A 19,005-nucleotide genomic window follows, 5' to 3' on the forward strand; every position below is an offset into this window, starting at 1 on the left:
GTCCGGGGCCGACGCGTCGGGAGACGGGTGCCGCTAGCGCACCGGGTACCCCGCCTGCCTGAGGCTCCTCTTCACGTCGGCGATGGTGAACTCGCCGAAGTGGAAGACCGTCGCGGCCAGCACCGCGTCGGCGCCCGCCTCGACCGCGGGGACGAAGTGCTCCACCGCGCCCGCGCCGCCCGAGGCGATCAGCGGCACGTCGACCCGCGACCGCACGGCCCTGATGAGCTCCAGGTCGAACCCGGCCTTGGTGCCGTCGGCGTCCATGGAGTTGAGCAGGATCTCCCCGGCGCCCAGCTCCGCGGCGCGGGCGCACCACTCCAGCGCGTCGGTACCGGTGCCCCGGCGCCCGCCGTGAGTGGTCACCTCGAAGCCGCTCGGGGTGGGCTCGCCGCCCTCCCGCACGCGGCGCACGTCGGCGGAGAGCACCAGGACCTGGCGGCCGAACCGCTCGGCGATCTCACCGATCAGTTCGGGGCGGGCGATCGCGGCGGTGTTCACCCCGACCTTGTCGGCGCCCGCGCGCAGAAGCCGGTCCACGTCGTCGGTGGTGCGGACCCCTCCCCCGACGGTCAGCGGGATGAACACCTGGTCGGCGGTGCGGCGCACCACGTCGTAGGTGGTCTCGCGGTTGCCGCTGGAGGCGGTGACGTCGAGGAAGGTGAGCTCGTCGGCTCCGCCGCCGTCGTAGGTGCCCGCCAGCTCGACGGGGTCGCCCGCGTCGCGCAGGTTCTCGAAGTTGACGCCCTTGACGACGCGTCCGGCGTCGACGTCCAGGCAGGGGATGACGCGGATGGACAGGCTCACCGGGCCGCTCCCCCCACCGTGGCGAGGGCGTCCTCCAGGGTGAAGGCGCCCTCGTACAGGGCGGTGCCCATGATGGCCCCCTCCACGCCCAGCGGGACCAGTCCTGCGATGGCCTCCAGGTCGGCGAGGCTGGACACGCCGCCGCTGGCGACCACCGGCTTGTCGGTGCGCTCGCACACGGTGCGCAGCAGGTCCAGGTTGGGGCCCTTGAGGGTGCCGTCCTTGTTGACGTCGGTGACCACGTAGCGTGCGCAGCCCTCGGCCTCCAGGCGGGCGAGGGTCTGGAGGAGGTCGCCGCCGTCCCGGGTCCAGCCCCGGGCGGCCAGGGTGGTGCCCCGCACGTCGAGGCCGATCGCGATCCGGTCGCCGTGCTCGGCGATGATCTTCGCGCACCACTCCGGGTTCTCCAGGGCAGCGGTGCCGATGTTGACGCGCGTGCACCCGGTGGACAGGGCCGCGGCCAGAGACTCGTCGTCGCGGATGCCGCCGGACATCTCGACCCTCACGTCGAGGCGGCCGACGATGTCGCGCAGCAGGTCGCGGTTGTGACCCCGGCCGAAGGCAGCGTCCAGGTCCACCAGGTGGATCCACTCGGCCCCGGCGCTCTGCCAGGCCGCGGCTGCCTCGTAGGGGTCTCCGTACTGTCCGCCGGACCCGGCCTTGCCCTGGACGAGCTGGACGGCCTGCCCGCCCGCCACGTCCACGGCGGGCAGCAGTTCGAGTGCGGGGGTCGACGGGGTGGGCTCGCCGGTCATAAAGCCTTCTCGTGCTCGGTTCGGTACAGGATGGGTGTGGCTACAGGGTGGCGACCCAGTTGGCCAGGACGCGCGCCCCGGCGTCCCCGGACTTCTCCGGGTGGAACTGGGTGGCGCTGAGCGGCCCGTTCTCCACGGCGGCCACGAACGGCTCACCGTGCTCGGACCAGGTCACCCGGGGCGAGCGGATGCGCTCGCTGCCGGAGGTGAAATCCCAGTGGCGGACCGCGTAGGAGTGCACGAAGTAGAAGCGCTCCTCGGGGTCGACGCCCGAGAACAGGCGAGAGCCCTCGGGCGGGGCCACGGTGTTCCAGCCCATGTGCGGCACGACCGGCGCGTGCAGGCGCTCGACCGTGCCGGGCCACTCGCCGCAGCCCTCGGTGGCGCGGTCCTCGGCCTGCACGTCGGCCTGCTCGATCCCGCGTTCGAAGAGGACCTGCATACCCACGCAGATCCCCAGGACGGGGCGCCCCCCGGCCACACGGCGGCCGATGATCCGGTCGCCGCCCGCGGCCCTGAGGCTGGCCATGCAGGCGCTGAAGGCACCCACGCCCGGGACGACGAGCCCGTCGGCGTCCAGTGCGGCGTGCGGGTCCGAGGTGACGGTGACGTCGGCGCCGGTGCGTTCCATGGCGCGTTGGGCCGAGCGGAGGTTGCCCGACCCGTAGTCGAAGACGACCACTCGTGACGGCATCAGGTCCGTCCCTTCCGTTAGAGGTAGCCGAGCCGGAGGACACCGGAGGCGGCGGCGAGCGCCACGCAGCCGGCCAGGGCGAGAGCGAGGACACGGTTGACGCCCCACATCGCGTACACGCCCCCGGCGAGGAACCCCGCGAGCACGAGCAGGGCGAGACCCCAGAGGTCGGTGTCCATCTACAGGACGCCCTTGGTGGACGGCACGCCGGTGACCCGCGGGTCGTCCTCGGTGGCCAGGCGCAGGGCGCGCGCGAAGGCCTTGAACTGCGCCTCGACGATGTGGTGGGCGTTGCGGCCGTAGGGCACGCGGACGTGCAGGGCCACGCGGGCCTGGGCCACGAAGGACTCGAAGATGTGCCGGGTCATGGTGGTGTCGTAGTCGCGGCCGATGACCGGGGCCATGCCCTCGGGTTCGGTGTGCACCAGGTAGGGGCGGCCGGAGACGTCGACGGTGACCTCGGCGAGGGCCTCGTCCAGGGGCACCTTGGCGTCGGCGAAGCGGCGGATGCCGGCCCGGTCGCCGAGCGCCTCGCGGAAGGCGGCGCCCAGGGCGAGGGCGGTGTCCTCCATGGTGTGGTGCGAGTCGATGTGCAGGTCGCCCTTGGTGCGCACGGTCAGGTCGAACAGGCCGTGCTTGGCGAGCTGGTCGAGCATGTGGTCGAAGAAGCCGACGCCGGTGGAGACGTCGGCGACCCCGGTGCCGTCCAGGTCGACCTCGACCAGGACCTTGGTTTCCTTGGTTGCGCGTTCGACGCGCCCGGTGCGGCTCATGGTGCCAGATCCTCGGTAGTGCGGTTGTGGGCTGTGGTGGTTACCGGCCGGTGGCCGTCAGCAGGGCCGTACGGAAGGCGGCCATCTCGTCGGGGGTGCCGACGGTGACGCGCAGCCAGCCGGGCGGGCCGGCCTCGCGGATGAGGACCTGCTGGTCCAGCATGCTCTGCCAGACCCGGGTGCGGTCCTCGAACTCACCGAACATGACGAAGTTGGCGTCGGAGTCGGCGACGGAGAAACCCTGTGCGCGCAGCCATCCGACGAGGGAGTCGCGTTCGGCGCGCAGGTCGGCCACGGCTCCGAGGAGTTCGTCGGCGTGGTCCAGGGCCGTGGTGGCGACCGCCTGGGTGACGGCGGACAGGTGGTAGGGCAGCCGGACCAGTTGGAGGGCGTCGACCACGGCGGGGTGTGCGGCCAGGTAGCCCACCCGGGCGCCGGCCATGGCGAAGGCCTTCGACATGGTGCGCGAGACGATGGTCCGCGGGTGGTCGGCGAGCACGGTCAGGGCGCTGGGGGTGCCCTCGCGGCGGAACTCGGCATAGGCCTCGTCGACCACCACCACGCCGGGGGCCGCCCGGGCGATGCGCTCGATGTCAGCGATCTCCAGGGCGGTACCGGTCGGGTTGTTGGGCGAGGTCAGGAAGATGACGCTGGGCCGGTGCTCGGCGACGGCCCTGAGTGCGGCCTCCACGTCGATGCGGAAATCGGCGTCGCGGGGCACCGACACCCAGCCCGTCCCGGTGCCCCGGGCGATGATCGGGTGCATGGAGTAGGAGGGTTCGAAACCCATCGCTGTGCGGCCCGGGCCGCCGAAGGCCTGGAGGAGTTGCTGGAGGATCTCGTTGGATCCGTTGGCCGCCCAGATGTTGGCCGCGGTCAGGTCGTGGCCGAGGTAGGCGGCCAGGCCCTCGCGCAGGCTGACCGCGTCGCGGTCCGGGTAGCGGTTGAGCCCCAGGGCGGTGTCGGCGACGGCCTCGGCCAGGGCCTTGGCCAGACGCGGGGAGGGCGCGTGCGGGTTCTCGTTGGTGTTGAGGACCACCGGCACGTCCAGCTGGGGTGCGCCGTAGGGCGAGCGCCCGCGCAGGTCGTCGCGCAGGGGCAGGTCGTTCAGGGTGAAGCTCACTGGTTTCACACTCATGGTGGGTTGTGGCGGCGCGGACGCACGGGGCTTCCGTGACCGCCGTGGTCACGGTGTGCCCCGTGGCCGGTCCGCTCCGCCGGGCGGCCTTCGGCTGTGTTGATCTGTGGCCTCCGCTTCGCTTCGGCCGGTGTCCGGGTGTCTGGAGGGGCGGGGCCCTCGGTGCCCGGACGGCGCTCCCTGGCTAAGGTGTGGCCCCTCCCCCGGCACGGCCGGTGCGGGCGGCGACGGCCTCGCCGTGTGCGGGCAGGTCCTCGGCCTCGGCCAGGGTGATGACGTGGTGGGCGACGTCGGCCAGCGCGTCACGGTCGTACTCGACGATGTGCACCCCGCGCAGGAAGGTCTGCACGCTCAGGCCGCCGGTGTGGCAGGCGCAGCCGCCGGTGGGCAGCACGTGGTTGGAGCCCGCGGCGTAGTCGCCGAGGGAGACCGGCGAGTGGTCGCCGACGAAGACCGCTCCGGCGTTGCGCACGCGCGCGGCCCACGCCGGGGCGTCGGCGGTCATGATCTCCAGGTGTTCGGCCGCGTAGGCGTCGACCACGGCCAGGCCCTGTTCGAGGTCGTCGACCAGGACGATGCCGGACTGCGGGCCGGACAGGGCCTCGCGGACGCGGTCGCTGTGCTTGGTGGCGGCGACGCGCACGGCGAGTCGTTCGGTGACCGCTTCGGCGAGTGCCTCGTCCGGGGTGACCAGGACCGAGGCCGCGACGACGTCGTGTTCGGCCTGGCTGATGAGGTCGGCCGCGACGTAGTCGGGGTTGGCGGTGGAGTCGGCGAGGATCGCGATCTCGGTGGGGCCGGCCTCCGCGTCGATGCCGATGACGCCCTTGAGCAGTCGCTTGGCGGCCGCGACCCAGATGTTGCCGGGGCCGGTGACCATGTCCACGCGTTCGCAGTCAGCCGTGCCGTGGGCGAACATCGCCACGGCCTGGGCGCCGCCGACCGCGTACACCTCTTCGACGCCGAGGAGCGCGCAGGCGGCGAGGATCGTCGGGTGGGGCAGGCCGCCGAACTCCTTCTGGGGCGGTGAGGTGACCGCCAGGGAGGACACGCCCGCCTCCTGGGCGGGGACGACGTTCATGATGACGCTGGACGGGTAGACGGCGCGGCCGCCCGGCACGTAGAGGCCGACGCGGTTGACCGGGATCCACTTCTCGGTGACGGTGCCGCCGGGCACGACCTGGGTGGTGTGGGTCCGGCGCCGCTGTTCGTGGTGGACCTTGCGGGCGCGGTGGATGGACTCCTCCAGCGCCGCGCGCACGGCGGGGTCCAGTTCGGCGAGTGCGGTCTCGAGGGCGGCGCCGGGGACCCGGATGTCGGTGAGTCGCACGCCGTCGAAGCGCTCGGTGAGTTCGATCAGGGCCTCGGTTCCGCGATGGCGCACGTCCTCGCAGAGGGGTCGGACGCGTTCGGTGGCGTCCGCCACATCGATTTCGGCGCGCGGAAGCGCTTCGCGCGGGTCGCCCTGGGAGCCTCGGAGGTCGATTCGACTGATCACGTCCCCAGTCTAGGGGGCTTCGCCCGACCCGTGGGTGACGGCGTCCGGATGATGGACACCACACCCGCACGACCGGCGCGAATCCCTGCTTCGGAGACATCCGCACGCACTCCCCCGCAAACAAATCAAATAAGCTTCACCTAAGTTTGGAACACCTAACCTAATCAAGCACAAGAAAGGCTTGCCTAACCATTCTCAGTCCCTTTTCGGGCGTTTCGCAAAATGACTTTGAATGAGTTATCGTGGCGGCATGACTTCGAACAAGACCAGCGATAGCAGCCTTTCCAAGTTCCACCGCCTCCTGGTTGACCAGGTGCGGCACGAGTTCACGGCCTCGCACCAGTACGTGGCGATCGCGGCCTGGTTCGACGACCAGGACCTGCCCCAGCTGGCCAGGGTCTTCTACGAGCAGTCCCTGGAGGAGCGGGACCACGCGATGATGATCGTTCGGTACCTCCTCGACAGCGACGTGACGTTCGCCCTTCCCGGCGTGGACGAGATCGAGACCGATTTCGCCGTCGCCCGGGACCTGGTCGCCCTGGCTCTGCGGCAGGAGCGCGAGGTGAGCGACCAGTTCCAGCGCCTGGCCAGGGTCGCCCGTGACGAGGACGACTACACCGGCGAACAGTTCCTCCAGTGGTTCATCCAGGAGCAGGTCGAGGAGGTCGCCAAGATGTCGACCCTTCTCAACGTGGTCGACCGGGCCAACGGCAACCTGTTCGACGTGGAGACCTTCGTCGCCCGCGACATGCCCAGCGAGGACCACGGCAGCCAGGGCGCGCCCGGCACCGCCGGCCCCACGGTCTCCTGACCCGCCACCCGCCGGTTCCACACACAGCGTTCGCGGGCGGCCCGGACCGGCCCCGAGGGCCCGGACGAGCCGCCCGTCGGTGTGCGCCCGCCCGGGCTCGCGAAACCGGACTCGCCGCACCGCGCGCCCGGATCCGCGCGCGCCCGTCCTGAGGGGCCATACTGGGACCATGCCAGAGGCAATGCCGATCTTCCCGCTGAACACCGTGTTGTTCCCCGGTATGACGATCCCTCTCCACGTCTTCGAGCAGAGGTACCGTCGGCTGGTCTCGGAACTGCTCGGCCCCACCCTGGCCGGGGGCGAGCCGGGCGGCCGTGAGCACGGCCCGGCCCGGTTCGGCGTCGTGTGGATCGAACTGGGGCACGAGGTCGCCAGCGAGTCCGGGCAGGGTGCGGGCGGCGCGGACACCGGGGTGCCCAGCACCGCCGGTTCCAGCACCCATCCCGCGCTCCCCCTGGTCAGCGCGACCGGATGCACGGCCGTGGTACGGGACGTGCGCACCTACGAGGACGGCCGCTACGACCTGGTGATCGAGGGCGGAACCCGGTTCACCGTCACCGGCCTGTCCGAGGTCGACGCCTCCTCCCCCGACGACTACTCCACCGCCTCGGTGGCGCTGCTGCCCGAACTGCTGGGCCCCGACGCCGAGGAACACGCGGAGCAGGTGCGGGACATGTACGAGGTGTACTGCCAGCGGCTCTCCTCCATCGGGATGGCCCCCGAGACCTCACGTGAGCTGCCCCGCGACGCGATCGCCCTGTCCCACGCGGTGTCGGCCTCGATCGTGCTGGACCAGGCGGAGAAGCAGCGTCTGCTGGAGGCCGAGGACGCGGCGACCCGGCTGGCCGTGGCCGCCCGCTTCCTGCGCAGGGAGAACCGCATCGTGGCCACCCCCACTCTCCCCAATCTCCCCGCGGGTCCCTTCCTCAACAACGGCGTCTCCTTCAACTAGAGCGGTAACCTGCCCGAAGGGTTCGACGTACCGAGAAGTGGAAGGCCCAGGTACCCCATGAGTGGAAAAGCCACGCCCGCGACCGTGGCCGCCGGCAGGACCAAGACCACCTACACCCTGCACCCCTACGAGGTGCCGGGCGGTGACGGCCACTCCTACGGGGCTGACGCCGCCGACGCGATCGGTGTGCCCCGCGAACAGGTGTTCAAGACGCTGGTGGCCGAGGTGGACGGCGTGTTCACGGTGGGCGTCGTCCCGGTCAGTACGTCGCTCGACCTCAAGGCTTTGGCCGCGGCGGTCGGCGGCAGGCGGGCGACCATGGCCGAACCGGCCCGGGCCGAGAAGATCACCGGGTACGTACGCGGCGGGATCAGCCCGCTGGGGCAGCGCAAGCGGCTGCGTACGGTGATCGACTCCTCCGTCACCGGGCTGCGCGCGGTCTACGTCTCCGCCGGACGCCGGGGGCTACAGATGGAGCTGACCCCCAAGGACCTGATCGCGCTGACCGAGGCGGTCACCGCCCCGATCGGCGCGGCCTGACCGGCGCACCGGGCCGGTCCGGATGCCTGTCGGTGCCTCCGCTCCCTTGACGGAATCCCCTGGGACACAGGGGCGGCGGACCTCCGCGGACGCGGCCACCGAGTATTGCCGCCCTTCCTACCCAGGGGTAGTTTTGTGACATGGACAACACCCCATCCCCCTTTCGGTCCGTCCCCGACATGTTCGCTTCCCGCGTCGCCGAATCCGGCGACCGGGAGGCGTTCAGCTACCCGGTCCCCTCGCCCACCGGATCCGGCGAGAAGTGGGAGACCCTCACCTGGACCCAGACCCGTGACCGCGTGCGCGACATGGCCCTGGGCCTGCACTCGCTGGGTGTGACCTCACAGGCCCGCTGTGCGATCGCCGCTGACACGCGTGTCGAGTGGATCCTGGCCGACCTGGCGATCCTGTGCGCGGGAGGGGCGTCCACCACCATCTACCCCTCCTCGCCCCCGCCCGACTGCGCCTACATCGTCTCCGACTCCGGCAGCATGGTGGCCTTCGCCGAGAACGACGAGCAGGTCGCCAAACTGATGGGGCAGCGCGGTGCCATGCCCGGTCTCTCCCGGGTCATCGCCTTCGAGGGCGACGCCGGGGGCGACGACGACTGGGTCATGAGCCTGGCCGAACTGGAGGCCAGGGGCGCCGAGCTGCACGCGGAGAAGCCGGAGCTGTTCGGCGAACTGGTCGCCTCGGTCAAACCGGACCACCTGGCCACACTGATCTACACCTCCGGGACCACCGGCCGTCCCAAGGGGGTACGTCTGGACCACTCCAACTGGCTGTACGAGGCCGAGGCGCTCAGGATCATGGACGAGGAGATACGCGCCCGGGGCTGGGAGATGCTGACCCCGGACGACGTGCAGTACCTGTGGCTGCCCCTGGCCCATAGCTTCGGCAAGGTCATGCAGGTCAGCCAGTTGCGCATCGGCTACAAGACCGCCGTGGACGGCCGGGTCGACAGGATCGTGGACAACCTGGCCGTCGTACGGCCGACCTTCATGGCGGCCGCCCCGCGCATCTTCGAGAAGGTGTTCAACAGGGTGGTCATGCAGGCCAAGGAGGGCGGCCCGACCAAGTACCGGATCTTCCGGTGGGCCGTCGGCGTGGGCGACCGCGTGGCCCGGCTGAGGGAGGACGGCAAGGAGCCCACCGGGCTGCTGGCCGCCCAGCACCGGATCGCCGACCGGTTGGTGTTCGCCAAGCTGCGCGCCCGCTTCGGAGAGCGCCTGAAGTTCTTCGTGTCCGGCAGTGCGCCCCTGGCCCCGGAGATCGGCCGGTTCTTCTACGGTGCCGGGATCACCATCCTGGAGGGCTACGGACTGACCGAGACCTCCGCCGGCGCCTTCCTCAACCGGCCCGGCCAGGTGCGCTTCGGCACCGTGGGCATGCCCCTGCCGGGAACCGAGGTCAGGATCGCCGAGGACGGCGAGGTCCTGCTGCGCGGCGGCAGCGTCATGCGCGGCTACCACAACCTGTCCGGGGCCACCGAGGCCGTGCTCGACGAGGAGGGCTGGTTCGCCACCGGTGACATCGGGGTGCTGGAGAACGGCCGGCTGCGCATCACCGACCGGAAGAAGGAACTGATCAAGACCGCCGGCGGCAAGTACGTGGCGCCCCAGAGCATCGAGAGCCGGTTCAAGTCGCTGTGCCCCTACGTCGGCAACCTGGTCGTGCACGGCGACCGCCGCCCCTACTGCGTGGCCCTGGTCACCCTGGATCCCGAGGCGATCGGGACCTGGGCCGAGGCCAACGGTCTGGGCACGCTGAAGTACCCGGGCCTGACCAGGGACCCCAAGGTCCGGGCGATGGTGCAGGAGGCCATCGACGAACTCAACGAGGACCTGCCCCGGCACGAGACCATCAAGGACTTCGCCATCCTGCCGAGTGAGCTGACGGTGGAGCAGGGGGAGATCACGCCGAGCCTGAAGATGCGTCGGAGAGCGGTGGAGGAGAGGTACCGCGACCTGCTCGACGGGATGTACGAGGGCTCCGTCCAGTCCCTGTGAGGGCCGGTCTCAACCCCGTTGCCCCTCGGGGCCGGGGGCGTCCCCCTCCGCTGCGACCGGCGGCTCCTCGGCCCCGGCGGATGGGGCCGACGTCGTCCCGGGCGGGCCCTGCGGGTGCGGGTCCTGTGTGCGCGGGCCGGAGGCGTCCGGCCCGCGGTCGGGTCCGGCGACGTCGGCACCGGTCCGCCCCCCGGTCCCACCGATCCCGTCCTCGTCCTGGGAGCGGACGGGTTCGGGGACGCCGGGCTGGTCGCTGCGCAGCAGGCTGAGGGCGTCCAGGAGCCCGTACTGGAGGACGTACACGAAGGGCCACACCACCAGGAAGGCCGTGGCCTGGAGTTGGAGGGCCGCGGTGACCGTGTCCCCGGGGTCGGCCGCCAGGACCGCCTCACGGGCGGGGGCGTCCAGGGCAGTCCCGATCCGCCAGACCAGCAGGGACGCCGCGGCGGAGCCGAGGAAACCCGTGATCAGAACGGTCAGGCGCAGGTCCTGGAAGCGCTTTCGGGCCAGGGAGAACTGGGCCATGTAGGCGCCGTAGCCGGTGGCGAGCCCGGCCGCCGCGGTGATCAGGACGAAGTAGCCCTCACCGGCGAAGACGTCCTCGGAAGCACCGGTGAAGACACCGCCCCCGTCCAGGACCACCACCTCGGGGCGGGGCGCGAGCCACCACCACAGCGGGCCCAGGAGTGCTCCCAGGAGGACCGAGACCCCGAGGAAGACCGCTCCCACAGCCAGTCCGCGCCCGGGCCCCGACGCTCCCGTACCGCTCTGTTCCGCCATCACCCGCTCCTCGCCGTCGCCGCCCGGACCTGCCGAAAAACAGTGGATACCGGACATGACCCGAAGGACAATACCGCCATGAGCGACAAGAGCAGTCCCCTGACCCTGCCCGAGCGTGTCGATCCTCCCATGGCAGCCGACGAGCGCACGATGCTCCTCGCCTGGCTGGACTGGCACCGGGCCACGGTACACAGCAAATGCGCCGGTCTGGCCGACGGGCTCTCCGCCGCTGCTCCGCTGCCGGCGTCACCGATGTCCACCATCGGCGGGATCGTGTCCCATCTGCGCTGGGTGGAGGCGTTCTGGTTCGAGGTGGTGATGCTCAACCAACCCGACACGGCGCCCTATTCGGCCCAGGACCCCGACGGGGAGTTCAGGGCCGGGGCGCAGCGCCCCCTGGACGAGCTCCTCGCCGAGTACGCCGCGCAGTGCGAGCGCTCCCGGGAGATCACCTCCCGCCTGGAGCTGGGCAACTCCTCCCGCCGGGTACCGGACCGCAGGGGGCGGACGACCCTGCGCTGGGTGCTCATGCACATGATCGAGGAGACCGCCCGCCACAACGGGCACCTGGACGTCCTGCGGGAGCTCGCCGACGGCGTCACCGGGGAGTAGGGGCGACGGTACCGGGGCCCGGGACGGGTGTGCGCGCCTCCCGGGCCCCGGTGCCGTTGTGTACCGGCCGGGGTTCAGCCCCGTCGGGCGCCCCCGGCCGCATCGGGCCGCCCTCCACCGGGCTCCTCGGCGTCCGCCGGGCCGACGGGAACGTCCTCCTCGGCCAGGATCAGGTAGAGGCCGCGCCGGGTCTCGGACAGGAGCCGTTTGGCACGTTCGAGCTGATCGGCGGTGCCGGCCTGGGCGACCTGGGAGGCCGCGGCCGCGAGCTGGTAGGCCAGGTTGCCGACCTCCTCGTAGTGGGACCGGGTGTCCGCGTAGGCGTCGGCGCCCGCCGCCCACGGCGGGGTGAGTTCGGCGCCCCGCTCCTCGAGGTGGGCCACGCCCTCCTCGGTGAGCTTGTAGGGGCGTCGGCGGCCCTGCCCCTCGGCCTGTTCGACCAGGCCCTCGTCCTCCAACTGCTGGAGCATGGGGTAGACGGAGCCGGGGCTGGGACGCCAGCTCCCTCCGCTGCGTTCGCGACCCTCACGGATGATCTCGTAGCCGCTGCGTTCCTCCTCCGCCAGGAGCATGAGGATTCCGGTGCGCACGTCGCCGCGTTTGGCCCTGGGGCCGCCGCGGCGCCGCCCGCCCCGGCCGCCGCCGGGTCCGCCCCCGTGCCCGAACGGGCCGCCGGGCCCGAAGGGGCCACCGGGGCCCATCGGTCCACCGGGGCCGAAGGGGCCGGCGACCCCCTCCCACGGCGGCCCCGGCGGGCGCGGGGGTCCCGATGGCCCCTGCGGGGGCGGAGGGTGTCCGAACCCGTCCCGCCGGGAGCCGTGGGGGTCACCGTGCCCGAGGTGCGTCCGGGGGGCGTCGGTGGGCCGCCGGGCCCAGGGCAGCCGAGGGCGCCCGGTGCGCCGCCCGCCCCAGGACCAGGGGCCGGGAAGTGCCATGGCAGTCATGGTTGTTCTCTTCTCTGTAGACATTCTGCGACAGTCATTCACTGTCTAGATAGATCAAAGATATATCTTTAACTATCGCCGAGCAAGAGTTCAAACACAGAAAAGGCCCCCGTGTGCATCACCGCACACGGGGGCCGGGGCAGGCCGACGACGGCCCCACCGGGTCAGTAGTCGACCGCGTACGCCCCCAACAGGCTCTTCATCTCACCGTTGAACTCCGGTGAGATCCGCACCGAGTAGCGGTCCACCGCGTAGATCCGGGAGCGCACCGGGTTGTCCACCCGGATGCGCACGGGGGTTTCGCCCTTGTGGGTGTCCAACACCTGGCGCAGGTCGTCGATGAACTCCGGGTTCAGGCGCTCCTCCGCGACCGTCAGCAGCACCGGCGGCTCACCCTCGGTGACGTGCGAGATGTCCAGGATCGACATCTCCGAGGCGAACATCGACCAGGTGCCGTCCCGGTCGTTGAGCCGCCCCTTGACCGTGACCGCCGTGTCCTCCAGCAGGGCTTCCACGTACAGCGGGTAGGTCTTGGGGAAGAACAGGACCTCCATGCTGGCGTCCAGGTCCTCGACCGTGGCGATCGCCCACTGGTTGCCCGCCTTGTTGGTGCGCTTGTCGACCTTGGAGATCAGCCCGGCAATCCGCACCTCACCGCGTTCACGGGCCATCTCACCCGCGACGATCTGCGCGATCGAGGTGTCCCGGGACCGGGCCAGGACCCGCTCGGCACCCGCGAGCGGGTGACTGGACACGTACAGTCCCAGCATCTCCCGTTCGAAGGCCAGCTTGGTCTTGCGGTCCCACTCCTCCTCACCCCACTGGATGTTGAGGCCGATGGGGGTGGAGTCGCCGTCGTCGTCCCCGCCACCGAACAGGTCGAACTGGCCGTGGGCCTCCTGTTTCTTGGAGCTGATCATGCCCTCGACCGCGGTCTCGTGGTGGCGGTAGAGCTCGCGGCGGGGGTGGCCGAGCGAGTCGAACCCGCCCGCCTTGATCAGCGACTCGACCACGCGCTTGTTGCAGGCGGCGAGTTCGATCTTGGCGAGGAAGTCGGTGAAGGAGGAGTACTTGCCCTTCTCCGTACGGGTCTTGACGATCGAGTTCACGACGTTGGCGCCCACGTTGCGCACCGCGCCCATACCGAAACGGATGTCCCTGCCCACCGGGGTGAAGCGCAGACCCGACTCGTTGACGTCCGGCGGCAGCACCTTGATGCCCTGGGTCCGGCACTCGGCCAGGTAGACCGCCATCTTGTCCTTGTCGTCGCTGACCGAGGTCAGCAGCGCGGCCATGTACGCGGCCGGGTAGTTGGCCTTGAGGTAGGCGGTCCAGTAGGAGACCAGGGCGTACCCGGCGGCGTGCGACTTGTTGAACGCGTAGCCCGCGAACGGGAGCATGACGTCCCACAGGGCCTGGACGGCCTCCCGGGAGAAGCCGCGCTCCATCGCCCCGGGGAAGAACTTGGCCTCCTCCTCCTCCAGGGCTTCCTTCTTCTTCTTACCCATGGCGCGCCGCATCAGGTCTGCGCCGCCCAGCGTGTACCCGGCCAACTGCTGGGCGATGGCCATGATCTGCTCCTGGTACACGAGCAGGTGGAAGGTCTCCCCCAGGATCGGTTCCAGAGCGTCCTTGAGCTCGGGGTGGATCGGTGTGATCTCCTGGCGGCCGTTCGAACGGTCGGCGTAGTCGTTGTGCGCGTTGGCCGCCATCGGACCGGGCCGGTACAGCGACAGGACGGCCGCGATGTCACCGAACTTCTTCGGCTCCATCCGCTTGAGCAGGTTGCGCATCGCGCCGCCGTCCAGCTGGAACACGCCCAGGGTGTCACCGCGGGAGAGGAGCTGGTAGGTCTTCCTGTCGTCCAGCGGAAGTTTGATGAGGTCGATGTCGACCCCCTCGGACTCCTTGATGCTCTTGACCGCGTCGTCCATGATCGTCAGGTTGCGCAGGCCCAGGAAGTCCATCTTGAGCAGACCCATGTCCTCGCACTGAGGGTAGGGAAAGCCGGTGATGATGGCGCCGTCGGTGTCTCGCTTGTGCAGCGGGATGACGTCGAGCAGGGGCTCCTTCGACAAGATGACACCGGCCGCGTGCACACCGGTGCCACGCGTCAGGCCCTCGATACCGCGAGCGGTCTCCATGACCTTGGAGACCTGGGGGTCGTTGTCGACCAGGTTGCGCAGCTCCGCGGTCTCCGTGTAACGCTCGTTCTCGGTGTTGAACACCGCGTCGAGCGGGATCTCCTTACCGCCGACCGCCGCGGGGAAGGCCTTGGTGATCTGGTCGCCCACCGAGTAGGGCATGCCCAGGATGCGGGTGGAGTCCTTCACGGCGGCCTTGGCCTTGATGGTGCCGAAGGTGAGGATCTGCGCCACCCGCTCCTCGCCGTACAGGCGGGTGACGTAGTCGATCATCTCGCCGCGCCTACGCTCGTCGAAGTCGAGGTCGACATCGGGCATGGTCACGCGTTCGGGGTTGAGGAACCGCTCGAAGAGCAGACCGTGCTCCAGCGGGTCCAGGTCGGTGATGCCCAGGACGTAGGCGATCATCGAACCCGCCGCCGAGCCACGCCCCGGGCCCAGCGCGATGCCCACCTTGCGCGCGTACTGGCAGATGTCGGAGACCACGAGGAAGTAGGCGGGAAAGCCCATCTCGTTGATGATGCCGAGCTCGAACTCCACCCTCCGGCGGACGTCGTCGCCCACACCGTTCGGGTAGCGGGTCGGAAGGAGCCGCTCGACCTCCTTGGCCAACCAGGAGGCCTGGGTCTCCCCCTCCGGGATGGGGAACTCCGGCATCAGGTCACGGTGGGCGAAGACGTTGTCGTAGGCGTTGGCGTCGATCCGCTCCGCGATGAGCAGGGTGTTCTTGCAGCCCTGGGCCCACTCGTCGAAGTTGAGCAGCCCGCGCATCTCGTCCGCGGTCTTGAGGTAGTAGCCCGAGCCGTTGAACCGGAACCGGGTGGGGTCGTCCAGGTTCTTGCCCACGCCCACAGCCAGCAGGGCGTCGTGCGCCGAGGCCTGGGACTCGTAGACGTAGTGGGAGTCGTTGGTGACCAGCGGCGGGATGTTCAGCTCACGACCCACCCTGAGCAGACCGTCGCGGACCTCCTTCTCGATGGGCACACCGTGGTCCATCAGCTCCAGGAAGACGTTCTCCCTGCCGAAGATGTCCTGGAGACCGGCGGCGTACTCGATCGCCTCCTTCTCCTGCCCCAGCCGCAGGCGGGTCTGCACACCGCCGGAGGGGCAGCCGGTGGAGACGATGATGCCCTCGTTGTACTGGGCCATCAGCTCCAGGTCCATCCGGGGCTTCATGTAGTAGCCCTCGGCGGAGGCCAGGGAGGACATCCGGAACAGGTTGCGCAGCCCCTGCTCGTTCTGGGCGAGCATCGTCATGTGCAGGTAGCGGCCACCGCCCGAGATGTCCTTGCCGCCCTCGGCGGAGGCGTCGTCGGAGGTGTTGGAACGGCCCCAGAAGACCCGCTTCTTGTGGAAGCGCGACTCGGGTGCGACATAGGCCTCGATGCCGATGATGGGCTTGACGCCCGACCCCTTGGACTGCTGGTAGAACTCGTAGGCCCCGAACATGTTGCCGTGGTCGGTCATCGCCACGGCTGGCATCTCCAGCCGTGCCGCCTCCTTGAACAGGGGCTTCAGCTTCGCCGCCCCGTCGAGCATCGAGTACTCGGTGTGGACGTGCAGATGTGCGAAGGAGTCGGCCATGACGCGGGTGCCCCCAGGCGGGTAGACGGACGGGTGTTGACTCCTGAGACTACGACTTTCCGGTGACTCTCGGGGACGCCTGTGGACAACCGGCCGGAGCACGCAACGGCGCTTCGGGGGCCGATCATGGCAGGGGCGGCCCGGATCACGGCACCGGACCCGCGGGAGGAAGGGCGGATCGCGGTTGGGCTGGGGTACGGGGGCGTGCGCGGGTTCGGGTTCGGGTTCGGGTTCGGACGACAGGGGTACACCGTTCGGCCACACCCGCCTGTTAGCCTCCGGCCGGTCGGTGTGCCACGACCGCCCTGCCCGCCCCCTGCTGAGAGGACCGCCTCCGTGACCGCAGTGCCCCGCAGAGTCGCTTCCACCGCCACCCTCGTCCTGGCAGCATCCGCTCTGGTGGCGATGCCTGCCTCCGGGGCCGTGTCCCCTTCGGTCCCCCAACCCCCGGGGGCGCACGAGGTGCGCTTCGCGACCTTCAACACCGCACTGGAGCGCCCGGAGCAGGGCGCCCTCGCCGAGGAGCTCGCCACCCCCGACAGCGAGCAGGCCCGCAACGTCGCCGAGATCATCCAGCACGTGCGCCCCGACGTGCTGCTGGTCAACGAGTTCGATTACGACGAGGAGGGCGCGGGTCCCCGGAGGTTCCAGGACAACTACCTGTCCGTGGGGCAGAACGGCGCGGAGCCGATCGAGTATCCGTACGTGTACACCGCTCCGGTCAACACGGGTGTGGCCTCGGGGGTGGACCTGAACGGCGACGGTGAGTCGGTGACCGAGCCGGGCGCTCCGGGGTACGCCGAGGACGCCTTCGGTTACGGCCTCTTCCCCGGCCAGTACGGGATGGTCGTGTACTCGCGGTACCCGATCCTCACCAGCCAGGTGCGCACCTTCCAGAACTTCCGCTGGTCGGACATGCCTGACGCGATGCTGCCCACCGACCCCGGGACCGGCGAGCCGTACTACTCGGAGGAGGCCCTGGAGGTGCTGCGGCTGTCCTCCAAGAGCCACTGGGACCTGCCGATCGACACGGGCCGCGGCCGCCCGGTGCATCTGCTGGCCAGCCACCCCACGCCGCCGGCCTTCGACGGTCCCGAGAAGCGCAACGTGGCCCGCAACCACGACGAGATCCGTTTCTGGGCCGACTACGTGAGGCCGCGCGCGGGTTCGTACGTCTACGACGACGCAGGCGTCCGGGGAGGGCTGGCACCGGGGTCGCGTTTCGTGATCGCGGGTGACCTGAACGCCGACCCGAACGACGGGGACGGGCACCCGGAGGCCGTGGCCCAGTTGTTGGAGCACCGGGACGTCGTGGACGTGCGCCCCTCCAGCCAGGGCGGTCGCGGCGCCGCCGGGCGTCAGGACGGTGCCAACGGGGGGCACGAGGGCGCTCCGGAGCTGGACAGCGCGGACTTCGCTGACGACCCCGGTCCGGGCAACCTGCGGGTGGACTACGTGCTGCCGTCGCGTTCGCTGCCCGCGCGGGGTTCGGGTGTGTTCTGGCCGACGGTGGACGACCCGCTGTTCCGGCTGACCGGGGACTACCCCTTCCCCAGCTCGGACCACCGCCTGGTCTGGGTGGACGTCGTCCGGTAGGCGTAGCCCGCGGAGAACGTCGCGGACCGGTGCCGGGCCGGTCCGCGACGGCCGGGTCGCCGTGCCCGTGGCCCGGTCAGGGCGTAGGCGCTTCCTCCTGTTGGGCGGCGTCGAGTCCGGCGCTGATCACCCGGTCCATGATGGCGGCGAGGCGGTCCGGCCCCAGGCGGGGCGCGTACTCGGCCATCCGCTGGACCAGTCGGCGTTCACGTTCGGTGTCGCGTCCGGCGAAGTAGCCGACCGGCTTGAGCCGCTGTACCTCGGCGGCGACCAGGGCGCGGCGTTCGAGGAGTCCGGCGAGCTCTGCGTCCAGTGCGTCGATCCGACCGCGCAGGTGGGCGATGTGTTCGTCGGTCTGCCGCGGGATGTGGCGTTCGTGCACGGTGGGTCCCTTCCTCGGTGCGTACGGGTGCGCGGTGCGGCCGTACGTCCCCGGGGCACGGGGGTGCGGGGCGTCGGCCGCCCGGAAAAGCGAAAGAGCACCGGGCGCTGCCCGAGTGCTCTGTTGCCGACGTTCCCCTGGTTCCGCCTACGTGACAGCGGCCGACGGGTCCGTCGGCTTGCTAAACACGAAATAGCGGTGGGTCATGGGAAGGATGTTACTACAACGGCGGGGGCCGCGCCGAGCGGGCGCGCCCCCGGGTACCGGGTCACCCGTCCGCCTCGACCCGGATCATCAGGGCCGTGGCCTCGGCGGTGACCTGGCCGTGGGCGCGGATCCGACCGGCGACGAAGACCTTGCGCCCCTCGACCCGCTCCACCCAGGAGGTGATCTCCAGCGGGGTGAACAGCGGGGTGGGGCGGCGGTAGTCGATCTCCAGGTTCGCGGTCAGGCCGGGGCTGGTCTCGACGGCGGAGACGCTGCCGACGGCCTGGTCGAGCATGGCGGCGATCCAGCCGCCGTGCACGAGGCCGGGAGGGCCCTGGTAGATGGTGTTGAGGGTGACCTCGGCGCGCAGGCCCTCGTCGGTGCGGTCGAGGAAGAGCTGCGGGGCGGCGGGGTTGGTCTCGCCCTCGACGATGTTGGTGATGGTGCCGACCATGGTGGTGCCGTCGCCGAGTTCGCGGCGGACCATGGCGCCGATCTGACGGCGGGCGACGTTGAGGCGGTCGGTCAGGCCCTCGACGGTGGCGGCGGTCTCGGCGAGGGTGTCGGTGTCGACCTCGGTGTTGGCGACGGCGTCCACCAGGTCGTGGACGCGGGAGACCAACGTGCGCAGTTCGGCGGGGAGCGAGTGGGCGTCGACGAGGGGGAGCCCGAAGGCTCGGGGGTCGTCGGGGCTCTCGGTGACCGGCTGCGTGTTGACCGTCATCTGTTCCTCGTCGGGTCGGTGTTCGTTCTCGGCTGGCTGGGGCGCGCGGGGGCAC

The 19,005-nt window shown here is 70.6% G+C and carries 18 protein-coding genes; 6 read left to right on the forward strand and 12 right to left on the reverse strand.

Annotated elements, in window-relative coordinates:
- Window positions 1-33 precede the first annotated feature (33 nt).
- The 7 genes from hisF to hisD form a co-directional block, all read right to left on the reverse strand.
- Window positions 34-807 carry an imidazole glycerol phosphate synthase subunit HisF gene (gene hisF, locus IE195_RS16210; protein ID WP_191272276.1) on the reverse strand — a complete coding sequence of 258 codons (774 nt, stop codon included), beginning with the start codon at window positions 805-807 and terminating at the stop codon, window positions 34-36.
- Complete coding sequence (gene priA, locus IE195_RS16215) at window positions 804-1,562, reverse strand: bifunctional 1-(5-phosphoribosyl)-5-((5-phosphoribosylamino)methylideneamino)imidazole-4-carboxamide isomerase/phosphoribosylanthranilate isomerase PriA (protein WP_191272278.1); 759 nt, start codon at window positions 1,560-1,562, stop codon at window positions 804-806. Before priA ends, hisF begins: the two co-directional genes overlap by 4 nt.
- Before the next feature lie 40 nt (window positions 1,563-1,602).
- Window positions 1,603-2,256 carry an imidazole glycerol phosphate synthase subunit HisH gene (gene hisH, locus IE195_RS16220; RefSeq protein WP_191272280.1) on the reverse strand — a complete coding sequence of 218 codons (654 nt, stop codon included), beginning with the start codon at window positions 2,254-2,256 and terminating at the stop codon, window positions 1,603-1,605.
- A gap of 17 nt (window positions 2,257-2,273) precedes the next feature.
- Window positions 2,274-2,435, reverse strand: a complete 162-nt coding sequence (locus IE195_RS16225; RefSeq protein WP_191272282.1) for a CG2302 family histidine operon protein — start codon at window positions 2,433-2,435, stop codon at window positions 2,274-2,276.
- Window positions 2,436-3,029 carry an imidazoleglycerol-phosphate dehydratase HisB gene (hisB, locus tag IE195_RS16230; RefSeq protein WP_191272284.1) on the reverse strand — a complete coding sequence of 198 codons (594 nt, stop codon included), beginning with the start codon at window positions 3,027-3,029 and terminating at the stop codon, window positions 2,436-2,438. It lies immediately after the preceding gene.
- Window positions 3,030-3,069: 40 nt separating this feature from the next.
- Window positions 3,070-4,167, reverse strand: coding sequence for a histidinol-phosphate transaminase (locus IE195_RS16235; RefSeq protein ID WP_191272286.1), 1,098 nt, complete (start codon window positions 4,165-4,167; stop codon window positions 3,070-3,072).
- Window positions 4,168-4,351: 184 nt separating this feature from the next.
- A complete protein-coding gene (gene hisD / locus IE195_RS16240; RefSeq protein WP_191272289.1) occupies window positions 4,352-5,665 on the reverse strand; it encodes a histidinol dehydrogenase in 1,314 nt (437 codons plus the stop codon).
- A 250-nt stretch (window positions 5,666-5,915) separates the two neighbouring features.
- Here hisD and IE195_RS16245 point away from each other — a divergent pair, with 250 nt between their 5' ends.
- The 4 genes from IE195_RS16245 (at window position 5,916) to IE195_RS16260 (ending at window position 9,977) form a co-directional block, all read left to right on the forward strand.
- Entirely contained in the window at window positions 5,916-6,476 is a 561-nt protein-coding gene (locus IE195_RS16245; RefSeq protein WP_191272291.1) for a ferritin, read from the forward strand.
- A 169-nt stretch (window positions 6,477-6,645) separates the two neighbouring features.
- Window positions 6,646-7,428, forward strand: coding sequence for an LON peptidase substrate-binding domain-containing protein (locus IE195_RS16250; RefSeq protein ID WP_191272293.1), 783 nt, complete (start codon window positions 6,646-6,648; stop codon window positions 7,426-7,428).
- A 57-nt stretch (window positions 7,429-7,485) separates the two neighbouring features.
- Window positions 7,486-7,968, forward strand: coding sequence for a Cys-tRNA(Pro) deacylase (gene ybaK, locus IE195_RS16255; protein WP_225942484.1), 483 nt, complete (start codon window positions 7,486-7,488; stop codon window positions 7,966-7,968).
- A gap of 140 nt (window positions 7,969-8,108) precedes the next feature.
- Entirely contained in the window at window positions 8,109-9,977 is a 1,869-nt protein-coding gene (locus tag IE195_RS16260) for an AMP-dependent synthetase/ligase (RefSeq protein ID WP_191272295.1), read from the forward strand.
- A 9-nt stretch (window positions 9,978-9,986) separates the two neighbouring features.
- Here the strand turns inward: IE195_RS16260 and IE195_RS16265 are convergent, their stop codons facing one another.
- The gene (locus IE195_RS16265; RefSeq protein ID WP_191272296.1) at window positions 9,987-10,757 is read right to left on the reverse strand and encodes a hypothetical protein; all 771 of its coding nucleotides are present in this window, start codon (window positions 10,755-10,757) and stop codon (window positions 9,987-9,989) included.
- A 78-nt stretch (window positions 10,758-10,835) separates the two neighbouring features.
- On the opposite strand from IE195_RS16265, the gene IE195_RS16270 reads away from it, so the two are divergent.
- Entirely contained in the window at window positions 10,836-11,369 is a 534-nt protein-coding gene (locus tag IE195_RS16270; RefSeq protein ID WP_191272297.1) for a DinB family protein, read from the forward strand.
- 74 nt (window positions 11,370-11,443) lie between these two features.
- On the opposite strand, the gene IE195_RS16275 is transcribed toward IE195_RS16270, so the two are convergent.
- The gene (locus IE195_RS16275) at window positions 11,444-12,313 is read right to left on the reverse strand and encodes a PadR family transcriptional regulator (protein WP_191272298.1); all 870 of its coding nucleotides are present in this window, start codon (window positions 12,311-12,313) and stop codon (window positions 11,444-11,446) included.
- 164 nt (window positions 12,314-12,477) lie between these two features.
- Window positions 12,478-16,041 carry a DNA polymerase III subunit alpha gene (dnaE, locus tag IE195_RS16280; RefSeq protein WP_191272299.1) on the reverse strand — a complete coding sequence of 1,188 codons (3,564 nt, stop codon included), beginning with the start codon at window positions 16,039-16,041 and terminating at the stop codon, window positions 12,478-12,480.
- A gap of 405 nt (window positions 16,042-16,446) precedes the next feature.
- On the opposite strand from dnaE, the gene IE195_RS16285 reads away from it, so the two are divergent.
- Entirely contained in the window at window positions 16,447-17,637 is a 1,191-nt protein-coding gene (locus IE195_RS16285; RefSeq protein WP_225943350.1) for an endonuclease/exonuclease/phosphatase family protein, read from the forward strand.
- A 76-nt stretch (window positions 17,638-17,713) separates the two neighbouring features.
- On the opposite strand, the gene IE195_RS16290 is transcribed toward IE195_RS16285, so the two are convergent.
- Window positions 17,714-18,019 carry a chorismate mutase gene (locus tag IE195_RS16290; RefSeq protein ID WP_191272301.1) on the reverse strand — a complete coding sequence of 102 codons (306 nt, stop codon included), beginning with the start codon at window positions 18,017-18,019 and terminating at the stop codon, window positions 17,714-17,716.
- A gap of 268 nt (window positions 18,020-18,287) precedes the next feature.
- Entirely contained in the window at window positions 18,288-18,950 is a 663-nt protein-coding gene (locus IE195_RS16295) for a PaaI family thioesterase (protein ID WP_191272302.1), read from the reverse strand.
- Window positions 18,951-19,005: the final 55 nt, after the last annotated feature.

It is taken from the genome of Nocardiopsis terrae, assembly GCF_014651695.1.
GTDB lineage: Bacteria > Actinomycetota > Actinomycetes > Streptosporangiales > Streptosporangiaceae > Nocardiopsis > Nocardiopsis terrae.

Excerpts from the sequence above, each read along its gene's own strand:
- priA (WP_191272278.1), bottom strand. The coding sequence starts at position 1,562 with ATGACCGGCGAGCCCACCCCGTCGACCCCCGCACTCGAACTGCTGCCC.
- ybaK (WP_225942484.1), top strand. The coding sequence starts at position 7,486 with ATGAGTGGAAAAGCCACGCCCGCGACCGTGGCCGCCGGCAGGACCAAG.
- IE195_RS16260 (WP_191272295.1), top strand. The coding sequence starts at position 8,109 with ATGGACAACACCCCATCCCCCTTTCGGTCCGTCCCCGACATGTTCGCT.
- IE195_RS16235 (WP_191272286.1), bottom strand. The coding sequence starts at position 4,167 with ATGAGTGTGAAACCAGTGAGCTTCACCCTGAACGACCTGCCCCTGCGC.
- IE195_RS16265 (WP_191272296.1), bottom strand. The coding sequence starts at position 10,757 with ATGGCGGAACAGAGCGGTACGGGAGCGTCGGGGCCCGGGCGCGGACTG.
- IE195_RS16225 (WP_191272282.1), bottom strand. The coding sequence starts at position 2,435 with ATGGACACCGACCTCTGGGGTCTCGCCCTGCTCGTGCTCGCGGGGTTC.
- IE195_RS16245 (WP_191272291.1), top strand. The coding sequence starts at position 5,916 with ATGACTTCGAACAAGACCAGCGATAGCAGCCTTTCCAAGTTCCACCGC.
- IE195_RS16270 (WP_191272297.1), top strand. The coding sequence starts at position 10,836 with ATGAGCGACAAGAGCAGTCCCCTGACCCTGCCCGAGCGTGTCGATCCT.
- IE195_RS16275 (WP_191272298.1), bottom strand. The coding sequence starts at position 12,313 with ATGACTGCCATGGCACTTCCCGGCCCCTGGTCCTGGGGCGGGCGGCGC.
- IE195_RS16285 (WP_225943350.1), top strand. The coding sequence starts at position 16,447 with ATGCCTGCCTCCGGGGCCGTGTCCCCTTCGGTCCCCCAACCCCCGGGG.
- hisB (WP_191272284.1), bottom strand. The coding sequence starts at position 3,029 with ATGAGCCGCACCGGGCGCGTCGAACGCGCAACCAAGGAAACCAAGGTC.
- IE195_RS16250 (WP_191272293.1), top strand. The coding sequence starts at position 6,646 with ATGCCAGAGGCAATGCCGATCTTCCCGCTGAACACCGTGTTGTTCCCC.
- dnaE (WP_191272299.1), bottom strand. The coding sequence starts at position 16,041 with ATGGCCGACTCCTTCGCACATCTGCACGTCCACACCGAGTACTCGATG.
- IE195_RS16295 (WP_191272302.1), bottom strand. The coding sequence starts at position 18,950 with ATGACGGTCAACACGCAGCCGGTCACCGAGAGCCCCGACGACCCCCGA.
- hisH (WP_191272280.1), bottom strand. The coding sequence starts at position 2,256 with ATGCCGTCACGAGTGGTCGTCTTCGACTACGGGTCGGGCAACCTCCGC.